14 protein-coding genes and 1 pseudogene are annotated in these 16,696 nt (G+C 68.3%); 11 read left to right on the top strand and 4 right to left on the bottom strand.

Going from position 1 to position 16,696, the window contains the following annotated elements; genetic code table 11:
- Positions 1-100: 100 nt before the first annotated feature.
- The 7 genes from ACQ66H_RS14905 to ACQ66H_RS14875 are packed head-to-tail and all read left to right on the top strand — an operon-like array spanning position 101 to position 6,463.
- Positions 101-1,384, top strand: coding sequence for an NAD(P)/FAD-dependent oxidoreductase (locus ACQ66H_RS14905; protein WP_430434655.1), 1,284 nt, complete (start codon positions 101-103; stop codon positions 1,382-1,384).
- Positions 1,381-2,160 (top strand): DUF1365 domain-containing protein, encoded by a 780-nt coding sequence (locus ACQ66H_RS14900; protein WP_430434654.1) that lies wholly within the window; start codon positions 1,381-1,383, stop codon positions 2,158-2,160. Before ACQ66H_RS14905 ends, ACQ66H_RS14900 begins: the two co-directional genes overlap by 4 nt.
- Positions 2,157-3,371 (top strand): class I SAM-dependent methyltransferase, encoded by a 1,215-nt coding sequence (locus ACQ66H_RS14895; protein WP_430434653.1) that lies wholly within the window; start codon positions 2,157-2,159, stop codon positions 3,369-3,371. The genes ACQ66H_RS14900 and ACQ66H_RS14895 overlap by 4 nt, the downstream gene beginning before the upstream one ends.
- On the top strand, positions 3,368-3,895 hold the full coding sequence (locus tag ACQ66H_RS14890; RefSeq protein ID WP_430434652.1) for a hypothetical protein: 528 nt from the start codon (positions 3,368-3,370) through the stop codon (positions 3,893-3,895). Before ACQ66H_RS14895 ends, ACQ66H_RS14890 begins: the two co-directional genes overlap by 4 nt.
- Positions 3,892-5,148, top strand: coding sequence for an MFS transporter (locus ACQ66H_RS14885; protein WP_430434651.1), 1,257 nt, complete (start codon positions 3,892-3,894; stop codon positions 5,146-5,148). Before ACQ66H_RS14890 ends, ACQ66H_RS14885 begins: the two co-directional genes overlap by 4 nt.
- Positions 5,145-5,684, top strand: a complete 540-nt coding sequence (locus ACQ66H_RS14880) for a DUF3833 family protein (protein WP_430434650.1) — start codon at positions 5,145-5,147, stop codon at positions 5,682-5,684. Before ACQ66H_RS14885 ends, ACQ66H_RS14880 begins: the two co-directional genes overlap by 4 nt.
- 23 nt (positions 5,685-5,707) lie before the next feature.
- Positions 5,708-6,463 (top strand): SDR family NAD(P)-dependent oxidoreductase, encoded by a 756-nt coding sequence (locus tag ACQ66H_RS14875; RefSeq protein ID WP_430434649.1) that lies wholly within the window; start codon positions 5,708-5,710, stop codon positions 6,461-6,463.
- Between the two features lie 16 nt (positions 6,464-6,479).
- On the opposite strand, the gene ACQ66H_RS14870 is transcribed toward ACQ66H_RS14875, so the two are convergent.
- Entirely contained in the window at positions 6,480-7,982 is a 1,503-nt protein-coding gene (locus ACQ66H_RS14870) for a hypothetical protein (RefSeq protein ID WP_430434648.1), read from the bottom strand.
- Positions 7,983-7,992: 10 nt separating this feature from the next.
- Positions 7,993-8,667 (bottom strand): hypothetical protein, encoded by a 675-nt coding sequence (locus ACQ66H_RS14865; protein WP_430434647.1) that lies wholly within the window; start codon positions 8,665-8,667, stop codon positions 7,993-7,995.
- An 84-nt stretch (positions 8,668-8,751) separates the two neighbouring features.
- On the opposite strand from ACQ66H_RS14865, the pseudogene aroC reads away from it, so the two are divergent.
- The 4 genes and pseudogenes from aroC to ACQ66H_RS14845 all read left to right on the top strand — a co-directional run bounded on the left by aroC (position 8,752) and on the right by ACQ66H_RS14845 (position 14,926).
- Positions 8,752-9,920, top strand: a pseudogene (gene aroC / locus ACQ66H_RS14860) (chorismate synthase).
- A gap of 616 nt (positions 9,921-10,536) precedes the next feature.
- The gene (locus ACQ66H_RS14855; protein ID WP_430434646.1) at positions 10,537-13,059 is read left to right on the top strand and encodes a TonB-dependent receptor; all 2,523 of its coding nucleotides are present in this window, start codon (positions 10,537-10,539) and stop codon (positions 13,057-13,059) included.
- Between the two features lie 97 nt (positions 13,060-13,156).
- Positions 13,157-14,113, top strand: coding sequence for a PEP-CTERM sorting domain-containing protein (locus ACQ66H_RS14850; RefSeq protein WP_430434645.1), 957 nt, complete (start codon positions 13,157-13,159; stop codon positions 14,111-14,113).
- A gap of 36 nt (positions 14,114-14,149) precedes the next feature.
- Positions 14,150-14,926: a PEP-CTERM sorting domain-containing protein gene (locus ACQ66H_RS14845; RefSeq protein WP_430434644.1), complete on the top strand. Its 777-nt coding sequence runs from the start codon at positions 14,150-14,152 to the stop codon at positions 14,924-14,926.
- Positions 14,927-14,990: 64 nt separating this feature from the next.
- Here ACQ66H_RS14845 and ACQ66H_RS14840 read toward each other — a convergent pair whose 3' ends face one another.
- Positions 14,991-16,085 carry an NADH:flavin oxidoreductase/NADH oxidase gene (locus ACQ66H_RS14840; protein ID WP_430434643.1) on the bottom strand — a complete coding sequence of 365 codons (1,095 nt, stop codon included), beginning with the start codon at positions 16,083-16,085 and terminating at the stop codon, positions 14,991-14,993.
- Between the two features lie 109 nt (positions 16,086-16,194).
- Positions 16,195-16,668, bottom strand: a complete 474-nt coding sequence (locus ACQ66H_RS14835) for a DUF1348 family protein (protein WP_430434642.1) — start codon at positions 16,666-16,668, stop codon at positions 16,195-16,197.
- Between the last annotated feature and the right edge of the window lie 28 nt (positions 16,669-16,696).

The raw sequence follows: 16,696 nt of genomic DNA, 5'->3' as shown, positions 1-16,696 counted from the left end.
CAGATCGGCGGATCGCACACGCAAATTCGAGCGGGTGAATCTGCGCAGGTGAATCCATAACGCCCGTTCGCGTGTAGCGGTGGGCTGGAGGCAGAAAATAATGAAGATTGCGGTGGTGGGGGCAGGCATTTCGGGTCTGTCGGCAGCCTGGTTGCTGTCGCGCCGGCACGAGGTGACGCTGTACGAGCAGGAGGGCCGCCTGGGCGGTCACTCGAACACGGTGGATGTCGAGATCGACGGCGTGAGCCATCCGGTCGACACCGGCTTCATCGTGTTCAACCGCGACACCTATCCGCACTTGTGCGGCCTGTTCTCGCTGCTCGGCGTGTCGATCGCCGACAGCGACATGTCCTTCGGCGTGTCGCTGCGCGAGCCGGACATTGAGTGGGCCGGTACCAATCTGGCCAGCGTGTTCGCGCAGCCGGCGAACCTGGCGCGCCCGCGCTTCTGGGGCATGCTGCAGGACATCCTGCGCTTCAATTCGGAAGTGACCGAAAGGGCCGCCAACGGCAGCGCCGAGCACATTTCGCTCGGTGAATTCCTGGTGCGGCACCGTTACGGCGACGCCTTCCGCGACTGGTACCTGCTGCCGATGGCGGCGGCCATCTGGTCCTGTCCGACGCAGACCATGATGAGCTACCCGCTCGCCACCTTTGCCCGCTTCTGCCACAACCACGGCCTGCTGCGGGTGAATGACCGGCCGCAGTGGCTCACCGTGCGTGGCGGCTCTCGCGAGTATGTGAAGCGCATGGCGGCCGCGCTGCAGGACGTCCGGCGCGCGTCGGCGGTGAAGGGCCTGCAGCGCGTATCGGACGGCGTACTGGTGCAGGCGGCCGGCGTGCTCGAACGCTACGACCAGGTGGTGCTGGCCTGTCATTCCGACGAGGCGCTGGCGCTGCTCGGCGATACGGCGACGGCGCCCGAGCGGCGCCTGCTCGGCGCCATCCGCTACCAGCCCAATCACGCCGTGCTGCATACCGACACCGCGTTGCTGCCGCGCAACCGCCGCGTCTGGTCGTCGTGGAACTACATGGCAGGCGCCGGCGCGCCGGACAGCCGCCCGGTCAGCGTGTCCTACCTGATGAACCGGCTGCAGCCGCTGCCTTTCGAACAGCCGGTGGTCGTGTCGCTGAATCCGTTCATCGAGCCGGACCCCGCCCGCGTGATCGCCCGCATCGATTACGCGCATCCGCTGTTCGATGGTCTGGCCATCGACGCGCAGGCGCGGCTGCCGGAAATCCAGGGGCGCGATCGCCTGTGGTACTGCGGCGCGTGGACCGGCTACGGCTTCCACGAAGACGGCCTCGCCTCGGCGGTGCGCGTCGCCCGTCACTTGGGCGCGGACATTCCGTGGCAGCGCAGCGGCGAGGTGCTGGCCGCATGAGCGCAACGGTTGGCGAAACGGCGGTCAGCCTCTGTCGCGGCGCGGTCATGCATGCCCGCGCGACGCCGGTGCGCACCCGCTTCGCCTACCGCCTGTTCTTCCTGCGCATTGCGCTGAGCCGGCTTGGCCGGCAGCCGGTGCCGATGCTCGCGCTGAACCGCTGGGCGCCGCTGTCCTTTCACTACCGCGACCACGGCGCGCGCGACGGCTCACACCCCTTGTTCTGGATACGTGCGCTGCTGGCGCGTGAAGGCCTCGGCTGCGCCGACGGCGAAGTGGTGCTGCAGACCATGCCGCGGCTGTTCGGCTACGTGTTCAACCCGGTCAGCTTCTGGTTCTGCCATGACCGTGCCGGTGCGCTGCGCGCCGTGCTGTGCGAAGTAAACAACACCTTCGGCGAGCGCCACGACTACCTGGTCGCACACGCCGACGCTCGGCCGATCGGAGACGGCGAGTGGATGGAGACGCGCAAGGTGTTCCACGTGTCCCCCTTCTTCCCGGTCAGCGGCAGCTACCGCTTCCGTTTCGACCGCCGTGGTGACCTGCACGCGGTGGCCATCGACTACCACGACGGCGGCGAACGCCGGCTGCGCACACGCGTGTCCGGTCGTGCCGAAACCATGAGCCGGGCTGCCGCCTGGCGCGCACTGGCCGCGCACCCGCTGATGACGCTGGCGGTGATCGCGCGCATCCACGTGCAGGCCTTCCATCTGTGGCGCGCGCGCGTGCCCTTCTTCAGCAAACCGCAACCTCCCGTACAGGAAATGACCCGATGAATCAGCCCGACGTCCTGATTTCGCTCGAGCGCCGGAATGCGCTGCCGTTCGCCGCACGCCAGGTGTGCCGGCTGCTGGAGCGCATCGAACACGGCTGGCTGCTGATGACGCTGCCGAACGGCGAACTGCTGTCCTTCGGCCACCACGGCGAGCCGGTGGAAATGCGGGTGAAAGACTGGGCCACCTTCGATCACGTGATCGCGCGCGGCGACATCGGCCTCGGCGAAGCCTGGTTCGACGGGCTGTGGGACAGCGACCACCTGGCGCGCGTACTCACGCTGTTCGCGCTGAACCGGGAGGCCCTCGGGCGCGCCATACACGGCAACCTGCTGGCGCTGGCGATGGCCCGCATCCGCCACCTCTGCCGCGCCAACACGCGCAGTGGAAGCCGCCGCAACATCATGGCGCACTATGATCTGGGCAACGATTTCTACGCGCTGTGGCTGGACCGCAGCATGACGTACTCGAGCGCCTTGTTCGAAGGCGACGCGCAGCGCGATCTGGCGGCCGCCCAGCACGCCAAGTACGCGCGCATCGCCCGCGTGCTGCGCCTGCAGCGCGATCAGCCGGTGATCGAGATCGGTTGCGGCTGGGGCGGCTTTGCCGAAGTGGCGGCGCGGGACAACGGCGCGTACGTGCACGGCGTGACGCTGTCGCCGGCGCAACTGGCGTGGGCGCGCGAACGGGCCCAGCGCGGCGGCTTCGCCGCCCGGGCCAGCTTCGAACTGTGCGATTACCGCGACCTGCGGGGCCAGGTCAGCCGCATCGTGTCGATCGAAATGCTGGAGGCGGTCGGCGAGCGCTGGTGGCCGACCTATTTCGCCAAGCTGAACGGCCTGCTGACGGTCGGCGGCGAAGCGGTGGTGCAGACCATCAGCATCGCCGACGATCTGTTCCCGCGTTACCGCAAGGGCACCGACTTCATTCAGCAGTACGTGTTCCCCGGCGGCATGCTGCCGTCGCCGTCGGTGTTCGTGGACCGGGCACAGCGCGCCGGTCTGAAGCTGCGTGACGACTACCGCTTCGGTCTCGACTACGCGATCACGCTGGCGCGCTGGCGTGAAACCTTCGAGCAGCACGGCGATGCTTTGCGCGCACTGGGCTTCGACACCCGCTTCCAGCGGCTGTGGCGCTTCTACCTCGCCTACTGCGAGGCAGGCTTCCGCGCCGGGTCGATCGACGTGCACCAGTTCCACCTGGTGAAGCCGTGATCAGGCGTCTGCTCTGCGCGCTGCTGTTCGCTTCGGCCTGCGCGTTCGCGCAGCCGCCAGCGGGCGCGGTCGATCTGCTCGACGATCCGAAGCCGCTGGGCAGCGGCGAGATGCGCTGGTTCGGACTCAAGCTGTACGACGCGACGTTGTGGGCCAGCGGCGGTCGTTACCAGCCGACCGGCGGCTTTGCGCTGAGCCTGCGCTACGCCCGGGACTTCGACGGCGTGCGGCTGGCCAGCGCCAGCATCGACGAAATCCGTCGGCTCGGTGAGCGCGACGACGCGAAGCTGGCGCGCTGGCAGGACGTGCTCGCCGGCGTGTTCCCCAACGTCAAGGCAGGCGAGGTGATCACCGGCGTCAAGCTGGCCGACGGCAGCGCACGCTTTTTCCATCAGGGGCGTGCGCTGCCGGCGGTCGATGATCGCGCGCTGTCGGACGCCTTCTTCGCCATCTGGCTCGATCCGCGCACGCGCGAGCCGGCGCTGCGCGCGAAGCTGCTGGCCGAGGCCGGGCAGGCGCGGTGAACACCGCGCGGGTGTTCGCCTACGGCCTGCTCGGTGCGCCTTTGGCGGCCGCCGCGCTGCCGATCTACATCCATATTCCGAAGCTGTACGCCGAACATTACGGCGTGTCGCTGACCCTGCTGGGCGTCGTGCTGTTCGCCGCGCGTCTGGTCGATGCGCTGGCCGATCCGTTGATCGGCGCCGCCGGCGATCGCGCGCGCGGGCGTCGCGTCATCGTGCTGCTCGGGCTGCTGCCGCTGGCGGTTGGACTGCCGGCGCTGGTGAAGCCGCTGGCCGGCATCGACCCGCTGCTCTGGCTGGTCGGCGCGCTGCTGCTGGTCTATGCCGGCTACAGCATCGCCACCATCAACTACGCCGCCTGGGGCGCCGAATTGTCGACCACCCCGGCGCTGGGCACCCGGCTGGTGGCTTCGCGCGAGGGCTGGGCGCTGGTCGGCGTGGTCGCGGCGTCGGTCGCACCCGGTCTGCTGGCCGACGACGCACCGACCGGCCTGTGGCGCGCAGCGCTGTACTGGTTGCCCTGGCTGGCGCTGGCCGCGCTGCTGACCACGACCACGGTACCCGATCTGCGGCCGCAGGCAGTCGTGCAGCCGCTGCTGGCGACCCTGCGCGAGGTGATGCGGCACGCGCGCTTCCGCCGCCTGCTCGCGGTGTTCGCGCTCAATGGCATCGCGGCGGCGGTGCCCGGTACGCTGGTGCTGTTCTTCATCGCCGACGTGCTGCAGGCGCCGGAGCGCGAAGGTCTTTTCCTGGCGCTCTACTTTGTCGCCGGCGTGCTGGCGCTGCCGCTGTGGACGCGGCTGGCCGACCGCATCGGCCGCGCGCGCAGCTGGGCGGCGTCGATGCTGCTGGCGATTGTGGTGTTCGGCTGGGCGTGGACGCTGGGACCGGGCGACGTCACCGCCTTCATGCTCATCTGCGTCGGCTCGGGCATCGCATTGGGCGCCGACCTCGCGCTGCCGCCAGCGCTGCTGGCCGGCCTGATCGCGCGGCGCGAGGAGCCGCTGCCGGCCGGCGGCAGCTTCGGTGTATGGACCTTCGTCACCAAGCTCAATCTGGCGCTCGCGGCCGGCGTCGCACTGCCTGCGCTGGCGCTGCTCGGTTACCGGCCGGGCGAACAGGGCGACGAGGCGCGCGCGGCGCTGACCGCCGTCTATGCGCTGTTGCCGCTGCTGCTGAAGGCGGCGGCGCTCTGTCTGCTGTGGGCCGGCACGCGCCGGCTCGAACCCGATCTGCAAGGAGCTTCATCATGAAGAAAATGCTGTGCCGGCTGTTGTCGGTGCTCGGGCTGGCCGCGTTGGCCGGCTGCGGTGGCGTGCCGGTAGAGAAGTACGCGGCGCAGAAGCCGGTGCTCGATCTGAAGCAGTATTTCAACGGTCCGGTGACCGGCTGGGGCATGTTCCAGGACCGCAGCGGCGAGGTGATCAAGCGCTTCGTCGTCCGCATTGATGCGCGCTGGCAGGGCGACACCGGCACGCTGGACGAGCGCTTCGAATGGAGCGACGGCACGCAGAGCCGCCGCGTCTGGACCATCCGCCACCTCGGCGAGGGCCGCTACAGCGGCCGCGCCGACGACGTGGTCGGTGAGGCGACGGGCGAGGCGAGCGGCAACGCGCTGCGCTGGCGCTACGTGCTGGCGCTGCCGGTGGACGACAAGGTCTACAACGTCGACTTCGACGACTGGATGTATCTGATCGACGACAAGGTGATGCTGAACCGCTCGGCGATGAGCAAGTTCGGGGTCCATCTGGGCGAGGTGACGCTGTCCTTCACCCGCGGCGCGCCATGATGTTCGCGCCGCTGAATCCGCCCGTGAAGGATTGGGCCGGCAAACGCGTCTGGATGATCGGTGCGTCCAGCGGCATTGGCGCCGCACTGGCGCGCCGGCTGATCGACGCCGGCGCGCGCGTCGCGCTGACCGCCCGCGACGCGGCGCGACTGGCCGAGGTGGCCGGTCGCGCGCCGAACGTGCTGCAGCTTCCGATGGATGTCAGCGAACCGGGCGCGCTGACGCGCGGCGCCGCCGAACTGTGGGCAAGCTGGGGCGGCATCGATGCGGTGTTCTTCGTCGCCGCGCGCTACCGTCCGGTACGCGCCTGGGAGCTGGACGACGAAGACGTTGACGCCACCTTGCGCACCAATGTCGCCGCCGTCATGCACGGCTGCGCCGCGGTGCTGCCCGGCATGCTGGTGCAGCAGGCCGGCGCGCTGGTCATTGTGTCCAGCGTCGCAGGTTACCGCGGACTGCCGAAGGCGCTGGTCTATGGCGCGAGCAAGGCGGCGCTGATCAATTTCGCCGAGACGCTGTACATGGACGTCCGCCCGCGCGGGCTGGCCGTGCATCTGGTGTGCCCCGGTTTCGTCGAAACGCCGCTGACCGCGCAGAACGACTTCACGATGCCGGCGCTGATCAGCGCCGACGAGGCCGCCGGCCACATCCTCCGCGGCCTGGCGCGTGGCGATTTCCACATCCATTTTCCGAAGCGCTTCACTGGCTGGCTGCGGCTGCTGCGCCTGCTGCCCTACCGGCTGTACTTCGCCGCAGTCAGGCGAATGACCGGCCTGTGAGCGGGGCGCCCGCCGTTCAGCGATCGACGCGGGGCCGCGTCAGGCGCCGGGCGGCGATCACCACGGCGCTGACCGAGAGGGTGAGGCCGGCCAGTGCGGCCAGCCACAGCAGCGCGTAGCGCAGGGCTGGGTGCCCGGCCAGCGCCGGCAGTTCGAAGCTATGCGGCGCGTTGAACAGCCAGCGGCGCAGGCGGGCGTCGCGGTCCATTGTGCCGAGCAGGCGGCCGTCGAGCGCGTCGATGTGCACCCAGGTTTCCGCGTCGTCCTCCAGTTTCACGCGCCACACCGGCAATTCCTTCGCGTCGCGGCGGGCGTACCACCAGGCGTCCTCGCGGATCAGGCGTTCGATCGCCGCCAGCCGCGCGTCCGGGATCAGCGCGCGCGCCACCGCCTCGGCGTGGTGTTCGGTCACGTCGGGGTGGCCGAGGTCGGGCATGTCTACGCTGCGCCGGAAGCCGTTGTCGGCGGTGAGCGTCATGCGAGCCTGACCGCGCACCCAGTAGAGCTGCACCTCCTTCCAGTCCGCCTCGGCGAACAGCGGCGCCAGCGCCTGTGTCGCGTGCGGCCACGGAAACGTGGCAGCCACGCTGCCGGTGTAGCGTGCCATCGCCGCGTTGCCCGGCGGCGTGTTGCGCAGCCAGTCGCCGGGCGACATCGACAGCCAGCCGCTGACCATCCAGGCGAGCACGAACAGGCCGCCGCCCAGACCGACCAGATGGTGCAGCTTCATCCAGCCGGAGAAGGGACTGAGCGGCGCCCGCCGGCGCAGCCGCAGCACCCCCAGCAGCAGTCCGCTCAGTGCCGAAATGCAGCAGATGCCGGACACCCACAGCAGCGTCTGCCGCCACAGCCCCGACTGTTCGCGCAGCGGCGTGAAGTAGAACCAGTGCGGTACGGCGCCAACCCAGTTCCAGAAGCGCTCGCGCTGGGTGCTGTCGCGCACCACCTCGCCGCTGCGTGCCGACACGTAGAGCTCGGTGCCGGCGTCGTCGTCCAGCGCGATGCGGTGGAAGGGGCGCTGGCGGTCCAGCGTCGCCAGCACCGTCCATTGGTCGCGTTCGACGATGCCCACGTGGCGCGCGCCCGGCTGGCCGGAGAAGGCGCGTGCGATGGCTTCGGCCCGGGCGGCGTCGATGGCGGTGATGCGTGCGCCGCTGCGCGCGCTGATGGCATGTCGTCCGCCGTCGGCCATGGTCATGCGCCAGACCGGTTCGCTGCCGCCATCCTCGCGCGGCAGCGCCTCCAGCCACAGGCGACGCGGGAAACTGTGCACGTCGGCCGCCTGCAGCGCCGCCGTCGGCGACACCCGGATCTGCGCCGCGTCGAGCACGCCCAGGCCGTGCAGGCGTTCTGCGTCGCTCAGCACGGGGAAGCCGACCACGCTCATCACCAGTCCGGAGCCGAACCACATGACGAACAGCAGGCAGCCGGCGATGCCCAGCCAGCGGTGCACGGTGGCGAGGGCGCCCGGCAGGCGGCGAGCGAGGGCGGGCAGGGAGACGCTGAGCGGCGGGAACATGCGCTGCGGATCAGCCGGCGCGCCGGGCGTCGGCAAGCGGCGCGGTGCGCGTCCCGGCGCGGCGCGCGCACAGACCGGTCAGCCAGTCGAGTGCGCAGTAGAAGGCGCCGGCCGCCAGCGGCGGGTTGGCGGCCGTCAGCGGCAGGCCGGGCACTTCGGGCCGCCAGCTCCAGCAGCCGAGCGCGGTGCCGTACAGTTCCATCGCCAGCGCCAGCACGAACATGGTCGAGTACAGCCGCGGCGACGGGCCGAAGCGCAGCGCGAGCAGGTAGAGCGCGAACAGCGGCAGGCTGATACCGTCGGCCCCGACCAGCGCCCAGGCAGCCACCAGGCCGAGCGCCAGCGGCGGCACGGCGCTGGTCACACCGTGCGGCACGCGTTCGCTCAGCCACACACCCAGCGCGTAAAGCAGCACGTGGCCAGGCGGCACGAACAGCGGCAGATTGCCGAGGCGGTAGTCGTAGAGGCCCCACCACAGCGACAGCACGATTTCGCCGAAGGTGGCCCAGGCGAGGCAGACCATCCACTGTGCGCGCTGCTCGGGCGCGGCGCGCAGACAGAGCGCGCCGAGCAATGCCCAGGTCCACAGTGCGACGACGTGCGGCGCCCAGGTGGCGCCGTGCGCGTCCAGCCAGAGGCCGCCGACGATGGTCAGCACGATGGCGAGGGCGAAGGGCGTGGTCATCTATATGTATGCGGTCGGGCCGGGCGGGAGGTCGGCCGGGCCTGCATGGTAGACTCTGCGCCTCGAAAAATCGCGGGTTTTCCCATGTCCGGCAATACTTTGGGCACGCTTTTCTGTGTCACCTCCTTCGGTGAGTCGCATGGCCCGGCCATCGGCTGCGTGGTGACGGCTGTCCGCCGGGGCTGGCGCTGAGCGCCGCCGACATCCAGGCCGAACTGGACCGCCGCAAGCCCGGCACCTCGCGCCACGTGACGCAGCGACGCGAGCCGGACGAGGTAGAGATCCTGTCCGGCGTGTTCGAAGGTGTCACCACCGGCACGCCGATCGCGCTGCTCATCCGCAACCAGGACCAGCGCTCGAAGGACTACGGCAACATCGCCGAAACCTTCCGCCCGGGCCACGCCGACTATGGCTACTGGCAGAAGTACGGCATCCGCGACCACCGCGGCGGCGGCCGCTCGTCGGCGCGCGAGACCGCGGTGCGCGTGGCGGCCGGCGCGATCGCGCGCAAGTGGCTGCACGAGCGTTACGGCATCGACATCCACGGCTGGATGAGCCAGCTCGGCCCGATCCGCATCGAATACCGCGACCGTGAAGCGATCGCCAACAACCCCTTCTTCGCGCCGGACGCCACCATCGTCCCCGAGCTCGAACTGTTCATGGACCAGTTGCGCAAGTCGGGCGATTCCTGCGGTGCCCGCATCGACGTGGTCGCCAGCAGCGTGCCGGTAGGCTGGGGCGAGCCGGTGTATGACCGGCTTGACGCCGACATCGCGCACGCGATGATGGGCATCAACGCGGTCAAGGGTGTGGAGATCGGCGCCGGTTTCGCCAGCGTCGAACAGCGCGGCACCGAACACTCGGACGAAATGTCGCCGCAGGGCTTCCTGTCGAACAACGCCGGCGGCGTGCTCGGCGGCATTTCGACCGGGCAGGACGTGCGCGTGTCGATCGCCATCAAGCCCACCTCCAGCATCCGCCTGGACCGCCATTCGATCGACAAGGCCGGCAACCCGGTCATCGTGAACACGCACGGCCGGCACGACCCCTGCGTCGGCATCCGCGCCACGCCGGTGGCGGAAGCCATGCTGGCACTGGTGCTGATGGACCACGCGCTGCGCCACCGCGCGCAGTGCGGCGACGTTGACTGCCCGACGCCGCGCATTCCGGCGGCCGCCCCGGCCGACGTGATCGAACGGCTGCGCGCGCAACGCGACGCCGCCGTGGACGACCCGGAGCCGGACGAAGCCTGAGCGGTGTTCGCCGTCGCTGCGCCTGCCCTGGGTGCATCGACGGCATCCTGGCCGGCGGCGACGGCCGTCGCCATGATTGCGCCGGCGCCAGCGCCTGTCGGCCTGCCCTGATACGCCCGGCCGGATGCCCCCGGCGCAGCCGCCTCCCCTCCCTCCCGTCCTTTTTCCCTTCAGCACCGACCGTCCGACCGAACCGCTGTCGAGCCGCGTTTGCCCTGCATCGACGGCCGCTGCCATGAGGTAATTCGTCACCCGCACGGGAATGTTCCCGTCAATGCCGGGATGATGTCCCGGTGAGCGCCGCCCACCCGCCTTCCGCACCGGGCCGCGGCCCGCGCGCGATCGGCGCTACGCCTTCGGCATGCGTTCATTCCCCGGGAATGAAACCGGCGAACGGGAAGTTTTCCCCCTGTTATCCGCACGGGATGTTTTCCCTGTTTCCGGGTGAGGCGCCTCGGTACAAGACGGGAAACAAATAGCCCGTGGCGCTGTAGGAGTCCGTCCTACACCGAGGTCGATGACAAGGCATACAAGAAGAGGAGGGGCGAGGTCGCTTGCGGCACTCGCTCTGGCCGCAGGGCCGTTCGCCGGTACCGCAATCGCGCAGGAGGAAGAGGTGATCGAGCTGGCACCGGTCGAGATTCGCGCACCGCGCATCATCACGCCCCTGCCGGGCGTGGTGATCGATCGCGACCAGTCGAGCGTCAATGTGCAGAGCGCGACCGCCGAGGACATCCGCCAGCAGCAGTCGATCAACATCACCGACTTCCTGAACACGACGGGACAGTCGATCACGATCAATGACTATGCGGGCAACCCCTTCCAGCAGGATCTGAGCTTTCGCGGTTTTTCGGCGTCGCCGCTGGTCGGCACGCCGCAGGGCCTGTCGGTCTACCTCGACGGCGTGCGCGTCAACGAGCCTTTCGGCGAGGTGGTGAACTGGGATCTGATCCCGACCATCGCGATCGAGCGCACCGACCTGATTCCGGGCTCGAATCCGCTGTTCGGCCTGAACACCATAGGCGGCGCGCTTTCGCTGCAGACCAAGTCCGGCTTCACTTCGCAGCGCTTCGAGGCGACCCGCACCCAGGGCTCGTGGGGTCGTTCGCAGAACCAGCTTGCGGTTGGCGGCAACAACGGCACGGTGGCCGGCTTCTTCGCGATCAGCGAGTTCCGTGAGGACGGCTGGCGTGACAACTCGCCGAGCAGCGTGAACCAGTACTTCGGCCGTATCGATGCGCGCATCGGCAAGGTCGAGCTGACCGGCTCGCTGCTCAAGGTCGACAACAAGCTCACCGGTAACGGGCTGGTGCCCTACGAGGACTGGCAGGTGCGACCGGAGTCGGTGTTCACCTCGCCCGACACCAACGACAACGATCTCACTCACATCAATCTGCGCGGCCGCCTCGACATCAGCGACCGCGACAGCCTGTCGCTCGGCCTGTATCAGCGCAAGCTGACGCAGCGTTCGGTCGGCGGCGACTTCTGGGACGACTTCGATCGCCTGTCCTACGGCCGTCTGGACGACTGCCCGCTGAGCAACTTCCCCTACGTGTCGGCCAACGGCGCCTACGACCCGGTCGGCGGTCCGACCTCGCCCGGCTGCCCGGGCTTCGCGCCGAACGGGTTGTTCAACATCGGCGGCACGTCGCAGGAGGCGATGGGGCTGACACTGCAGTGGGTGCATGTCGGCGACCGGCACCAAGTGGTGGTCGGCGGCACCTTCGACCGCAACGACATGAGCTATGGCCAGGGCCAGTTGCTCGGCTTCATAGACGGTGATCGCAACATCTACACCGATCCGTCGAAGGCCGACGAACTGGGACTGGCGCCGCTGGAGACGCTGATACAGCGCAACAACCTGACCGGGTCGAACGAGGCGGTCGCGATCTTCGCCACCGACACCTGGACGGTGCAGGACAACTTCTTCGTGAACTACGGCCTGCGCTGGAGCCGCACCCACGTGAAGAACCAGCTGGTGTCGGACAAGCCGATTCCGCTCTACCAGTTCACGCAGAACTTCCTGAACACCCGCCAGATGCGCTGCGGCACGCTGGCCGATGCCACCGCACGCTTCCTCTGCTCAGAGGGCGATTACACCTACTACAGCGCCAATCCGTCCTTCGGCATGTCGTGGTTGCCGACACCTGAACTGAACTTCTTCATGAACGTCAGCAAGGGCTCGCGCACGCCGTCGGTGATCGAACTGGGCTGTGCGCGCGACAAGGAAGTCGAGAACCAGAACAACGGCAAGAGCATCGGCTGTTCGGTGCCGACCGCGCTGACCAGCGATCCCTATCTGCCGCAGGTACGTTCGCTGAGTACCGAGTTCGGTCTGCGCGGTACCGCGCTGGAGGGCAAGATCGATTTCAACGCCACGGTGTTCGTGACCGAGCTCGAGGACGACATCCTGTTCGTGTCGCTCGGCCGCAAGAACCGTGGCGTGTTCGACACCTTCGAGAGCACGACGCGCGAAGGCTTCGAACTGGGCATGACCGCGCGCCTGGGCAAGCACACCTTCCGCGCCGCCTACACGCGGCTCGAAGCCACCTTCGATTCGACCGCACGGGTGGTGAACCAGTCGAACAGCAGTTCGAACAAGACGCCGGGCCAGCTCAACGAATTCACGATCAAGCCGGGTGACTACATCCCGGGCATTCCGCGCGACGTGCTGCGTCTGGGCTGGAATTACGACGCCACCGACAAGCTCAGCTTCGGCGTGAACATGATCGCGCACGCCGGTTCGTACTCGCGCGGCAACGAGAACAACGCGCATCAGGCCGGCGGTGACGACGAGTACGGCGACTCCTTCGGCGGTGGCTCGGCGGGTCTCGGTCGGGCCTATGTCGGCAAGGGTTCGACCGCCGGCTACGCGGTATTCCACTTCGTCGGCCGCTACCGCATCACGCCCCAGCTCACGGTGTTCGCGCGGGTTGACAACCTGTTCGACAAGCAGTACGTCACCGCCAGCGAACTCGAACTGAATCCTTTCGTCGCCGGCAGTTTCGGCGCCCGTGACGCCTCCGGCTTCAACTACAACTCCTTCGCCTGGACCCATTCGCAGTTCGTCGGTCCCGGCTCGCCGCGCGCTGGCTGGATCGGCCTGACCTACGCGTTCGACATGCCGCGGAGCAACTGACTTTCGCACCCGATTTTCATACCGATTGTTCGCGCGGTCGTGCAAACGCGAACTTGATGATCCGTTCCGGCGGATCGAAACTTGAGGAGGTGGCACTATGAAACTACGCGCAACAGCCCTGGCAGCAATGCTGGCGGCAATCGCTGCGCCGGCTCAGGCGGGTGACTTCACCAGCCTGCTGGAGAACACCGGCCCCGGCCCGGACCTGAAGTGGGGTACGGCCGACGACACGGACGCCATCGGCCCCGGCATAGACGGCATTCTGGGCACCGCTGACGACACGACCGTCAAGGTATCCGGCGCCAACCAGCCGGCCGGTGACAAGCTCTATCTTCAGACCAACAATGTCGTTGCCAGCGGCAGTAACGCCAACGTGCCGCTGAGCATCGACTATTCGGCGACCGAGTGGCGTACGGCCGCGATCGGCGGCACGGTTCCGCGCGGCACGCCGACGGCGTCGGGCACCTTGTCGCTGATCGACTACCACGTCACGACCGGCATCACGCTCGGCAGCGACACCATCGGTGACGCCTACGACTTCGTGTTCCGTGACTCGCGCGACAACTCGCTGGTGTTCGGCACCCGCTTCGTGCTCGGTCAGTCGCCCTCCTATGCCGACGACGCGGAACTGAACTTCATGTACCGCTACGGTTTCGTCGAAGGCGACAAAGTGTTCGACGTGAAGGCCGCCTGGCTGTTCTACGGCGACTTCGACCTGCGCATGTACAACGCCTCGCGCAGCGATGTGCGTTCGCTGACCGGCACGCCGCTGCTGGACCTGAACGCGGTCGCCTTCCAGGCCGACGTGAACCTGTCCGAGGGCAACCCCTTCAGTGGCATGTATCTGCTGAAGACCGACGCCACCGACTACAAGTGGATGACGGACGCGATCGGCTACTACCAGGCGGGCGAAGAGGGCCAGGCCCTGCTGTACAGCTCGATCGGCGGTTTCGCGCCGACCGTCGCCGCCGTTCCGGAGCCCTCCGAGTACGCCATGTTCCTTGCAGGTCTGGGCCTGATCGGTGCCGTCGTGCGCCGTCGCCTGCGCGCCTGATGTTCTGACACACACACCAAAAAGAGGAAATTCCCCATGAAGATCAAGACCCTTGCGCTGTCCCTGCTGCTCGGCTTTTCCGCTCACTCCGCCTGGGCTTTCGTCGCGCTGCCGGAAAGCGGCACGCTGCGCATCACCGGTACCAACAACACGGCGACCGATCCGCTCTTCCTCGGCGCCGACTGGGCTCCGGCCGACAACGGCTACACCCAGGTCGCCCGTCGCATCAGCTCGGTGATCTATGACGGCACCGACGTCGGCACTTTCTACGACTACGTCTATCGCTACACCGACGGCACGCTGGCCTTCGCGTCGCGTTTCACGCTGGAAGTCGGCGAGATCGAGATCGGAGATCTCGAGTACGAGGTCGAAATCAACGACATTTTGCGCAGCGGTTTCGCCGGCTACGATGTGTCGGTCGGCTGGTACGACTCGGGCACTGACAGCGATTTCCGCCTGCAGAGCGTCGCGCACACCTCCAACGGTGTGCGTACCCGTCCGACCAACCCGGTCGATGTGTTCGACGACAACGTGGTCAACTTCCGTACCGACATTTCGGTCGAGGAAGGCAACCCGACGACCGGCTGGTATGTGCTGAAGACCAATGCCACCGAGTTCGCCTACCTCTCCGGCGCGGTGACCATCCGCCAGGCGCCGAGCCTGGACGGCACGTCACCGCCGCTGCGCACCGCCACCTTCGAAGGCTTCGCACCGATTACCGCACCGGTGCCGGAACCGTCCGAGTACGCCATGTTCCTGGCCGGTCTGGGCATGGTGGGCTTCGTTGCCCGCCGCCGCATGAACCGCATCTGAGTTTCACGCCTCGACCCGGGCAACCGGGCGTTTCTTTGAGCCAGGCCTCGAGCCTGGCTTTTTTTCATCCGAACAGGCGGGCGACCTCGCGCGGTGCGCAGCGCAGATACTGGGGCGCCACCTTGATCTGCGCCCCGAGCTTCGCAGCCGCGTGCCAGGGCCAGCGCGGGTCGTACAGCATCGCGCGGGCGAGGCCGATCAGGTCGGCCCGGCCGGCGGCAAGTATCGACTCGGCGTGCTCCGGCTCCGTGATCAGGCCGACGGCGATGGTCGGCAGGCCGGTTTCGGCGCGGATGCGCTCGGCGAAGGGGACCTGATAGCCCGGCGTGAGCGGAATCTGCTGCGCGGTCGATACGCCGCCGCTCGACACGTGGATGAAACTCGCGCCGCGCGCCTTCAGCGCCTGCGCGAGGACCACGCTCTGTTCGATGTCCCAGCCACCGTCCACCCAGTCGCTGGCGGAAATGCGCATGCCGACCGGCCGGTCGTGCGGGAAGGCTTCGCGCACCGCGTCGAACACCTCGAGCGGGAAGCGCAGACGGTTCTCCAGTGCGCCGCCGTAGGCGTCGTCACGTGTGTTCGCCAGCGGCGAAAGGAACTGGTGCAGCAGATAGCCGTGGGCGCCATGCACCTCGATCGCGTCCAGCCCGAGCCGCGCAGCGCGTTTAGCGGCTTCGGCGAAAGCCGTCCGCACGCGTCGCAGGCCGTCAGCGTCGAGCGCCAGTGGCGGGTTCTCGTGCGCAGCGTGCGGGATCGAGGAGGGCGCCACGGTCTGCCAGCCGCCGGCGGTCGGCGCGATCTGCGCGCCGCCTTCCCAAGGTCTTGCGACCGAGGCTTTGCGGCCGGCGTGACCGAGCTGGATCGCGATCGGCATGCCGGAGTGGGCGCGCACACCTTCGAGCACGCGGCGCAGCGCCGCTTCGTTGGCGTCGTTCCAAAGGCCGAGGTCGGCGGCGGAAATACGACCTTCGGCCTCGACCGCGGTCGCCTCGATCACGAACAGGCCGGCGCCCGACAGCGCCATCTGGCCGACGTGCATCAGATGCCAGTCGGTTGCATTGCCGTCGCTGGCCGAGTACTGGCACATCGGCGCGATGACGATGCGGTTGGACAGCTTCAGGCCACCGAGGTCGTAGGGCTGGAAGAGCGGGCTGGACATGAACGGGATCTCGCGGTCGTTGAAGGGCGGGCGGCGTGGCCGCAGCGCCCCGCAATCTACCGCCGACCGCCGGCCCGCGTTGACCTTCGCGACACCGGCGGCTGCTTCGTCAGAGCCCCAGTTCGGACAGACCGGGGTGATCGTCGGGGCGCCGTCCCTGCGGCCAGCGGAACAGGCGTTCGGACTCGCTGATCGCCAGATCGTTGATGCTGGCGTGACGGTGCGCCATCAGGCCGTTGTCGTCGAACTCCCAGTTCTCGTTGCCATAGGAGCGGAACCAGTTGCCGGCGTCGTCCTGCCATTCGTAGGCGAAACGCACGGCGATACGGTTGCCGGCGGTGCACCACAGTTCCTTGATCAGCCGGTACTCGCGTTCCTTCGCCCACTTGCGGGTCAGGAAGTTGACGATCTCGGCGCGGCCGCGCAGAAATTCCGCGCGATTGCGCCAGCGGCTGTCGGCGGTGTAGGCCAGCGATACGCGCTGCGGATCGCGGCTGTTCCAGCCGTCTTCGGCGGCGCGCACCTTCTGCGCAGCGGTTTCGGGCGTGAAGGGCGGCAGGGGCGGGCGGGGGGCGTCGGTCATGGCAATGCTCCGGTGGTGGGAAAGAGAC

The organism is Methyloversatilis sp., assembly GCF_965284615.1.
Taxonomy (GTDB): Bacteria; Pseudomonadota; Gammaproteobacteria; order Burkholderiales; family Rhodocyclaceae; genus Methyloversatilis.
Note: the sequence above shows the minus strand (reverse complement) of the source record. Positions and strands in the feature narration are given on the sequence as shown.

Excerpts from the sequence above, each read along its gene's own strand:
- ACQ66H_RS14905 (WP_430434655.1), top strand. The coding sequence starts at position 101 with ATGAAGATTGCGGTGGTGGGGGCAGGCATTTCGGGTCTGTCGGCAGCC.
- ACQ66H_RS14900 (WP_430434654.1), top strand. The coding sequence starts at position 1,381 with ATGAGCGCAACGGTTGGCGAAACGGCGGTCAGCCTCTGTCGCGGCGCG.
- ACQ66H_RS14895 (WP_430434653.1), top strand. The coding sequence starts at position 2,157 with ATGAATCAGCCCGACGTCCTGATTTCGCTCGAGCGCCGGAATGCGCTG.
- ACQ66H_RS14880 (WP_430434650.1), top strand. The coding sequence starts at position 5,145 with ATGAAGAAAATGCTGTGCCGGCTGTTGTCGGTGCTCGGGCTGGCCGCG.
- ACQ66H_RS14870 (WP_430434648.1), bottom strand. The coding sequence starts at position 7,982 with ATGTTCCCGCCGCTCAGCGTCTCCCTGCCCGCCCTCGCTCGCCGCCTG.
- ACQ66H_RS14865 (WP_430434647.1), bottom strand. The coding sequence starts at position 8,667 with ATGACCACGCCCTTCGCCCTCGCCATCGTGCTGACCATCGTCGGCGGC.
- ACQ66H_RS14850 (WP_430434645.1), top strand. The coding sequence starts at position 13,157 with ATGAAACTACGCGCAACAGCCCTGGCAGCAATGCTGGCGGCAATCGCT.
- ACQ66H_RS14845 (WP_430434644.1), top strand. The coding sequence starts at position 14,150 with ATGAAGATCAAGACCCTTGCGCTGTCCCTGCTGCTCGGCTTTTCCGCT.
- ACQ66H_RS14840 (WP_430434643.1), bottom strand. The coding sequence starts at position 16,085 with ATGTCCAGCCCGCTCTTCCAGCCCTACGACCTCGGTGGCCTGAAGCTG.
- ACQ66H_RS14835 (WP_430434642.1), bottom strand. The coding sequence starts at position 16,668 with ATGACCGACGCCCCCCGCCCGCCCCTGCCGCCCTTCACGCCCGAAACC.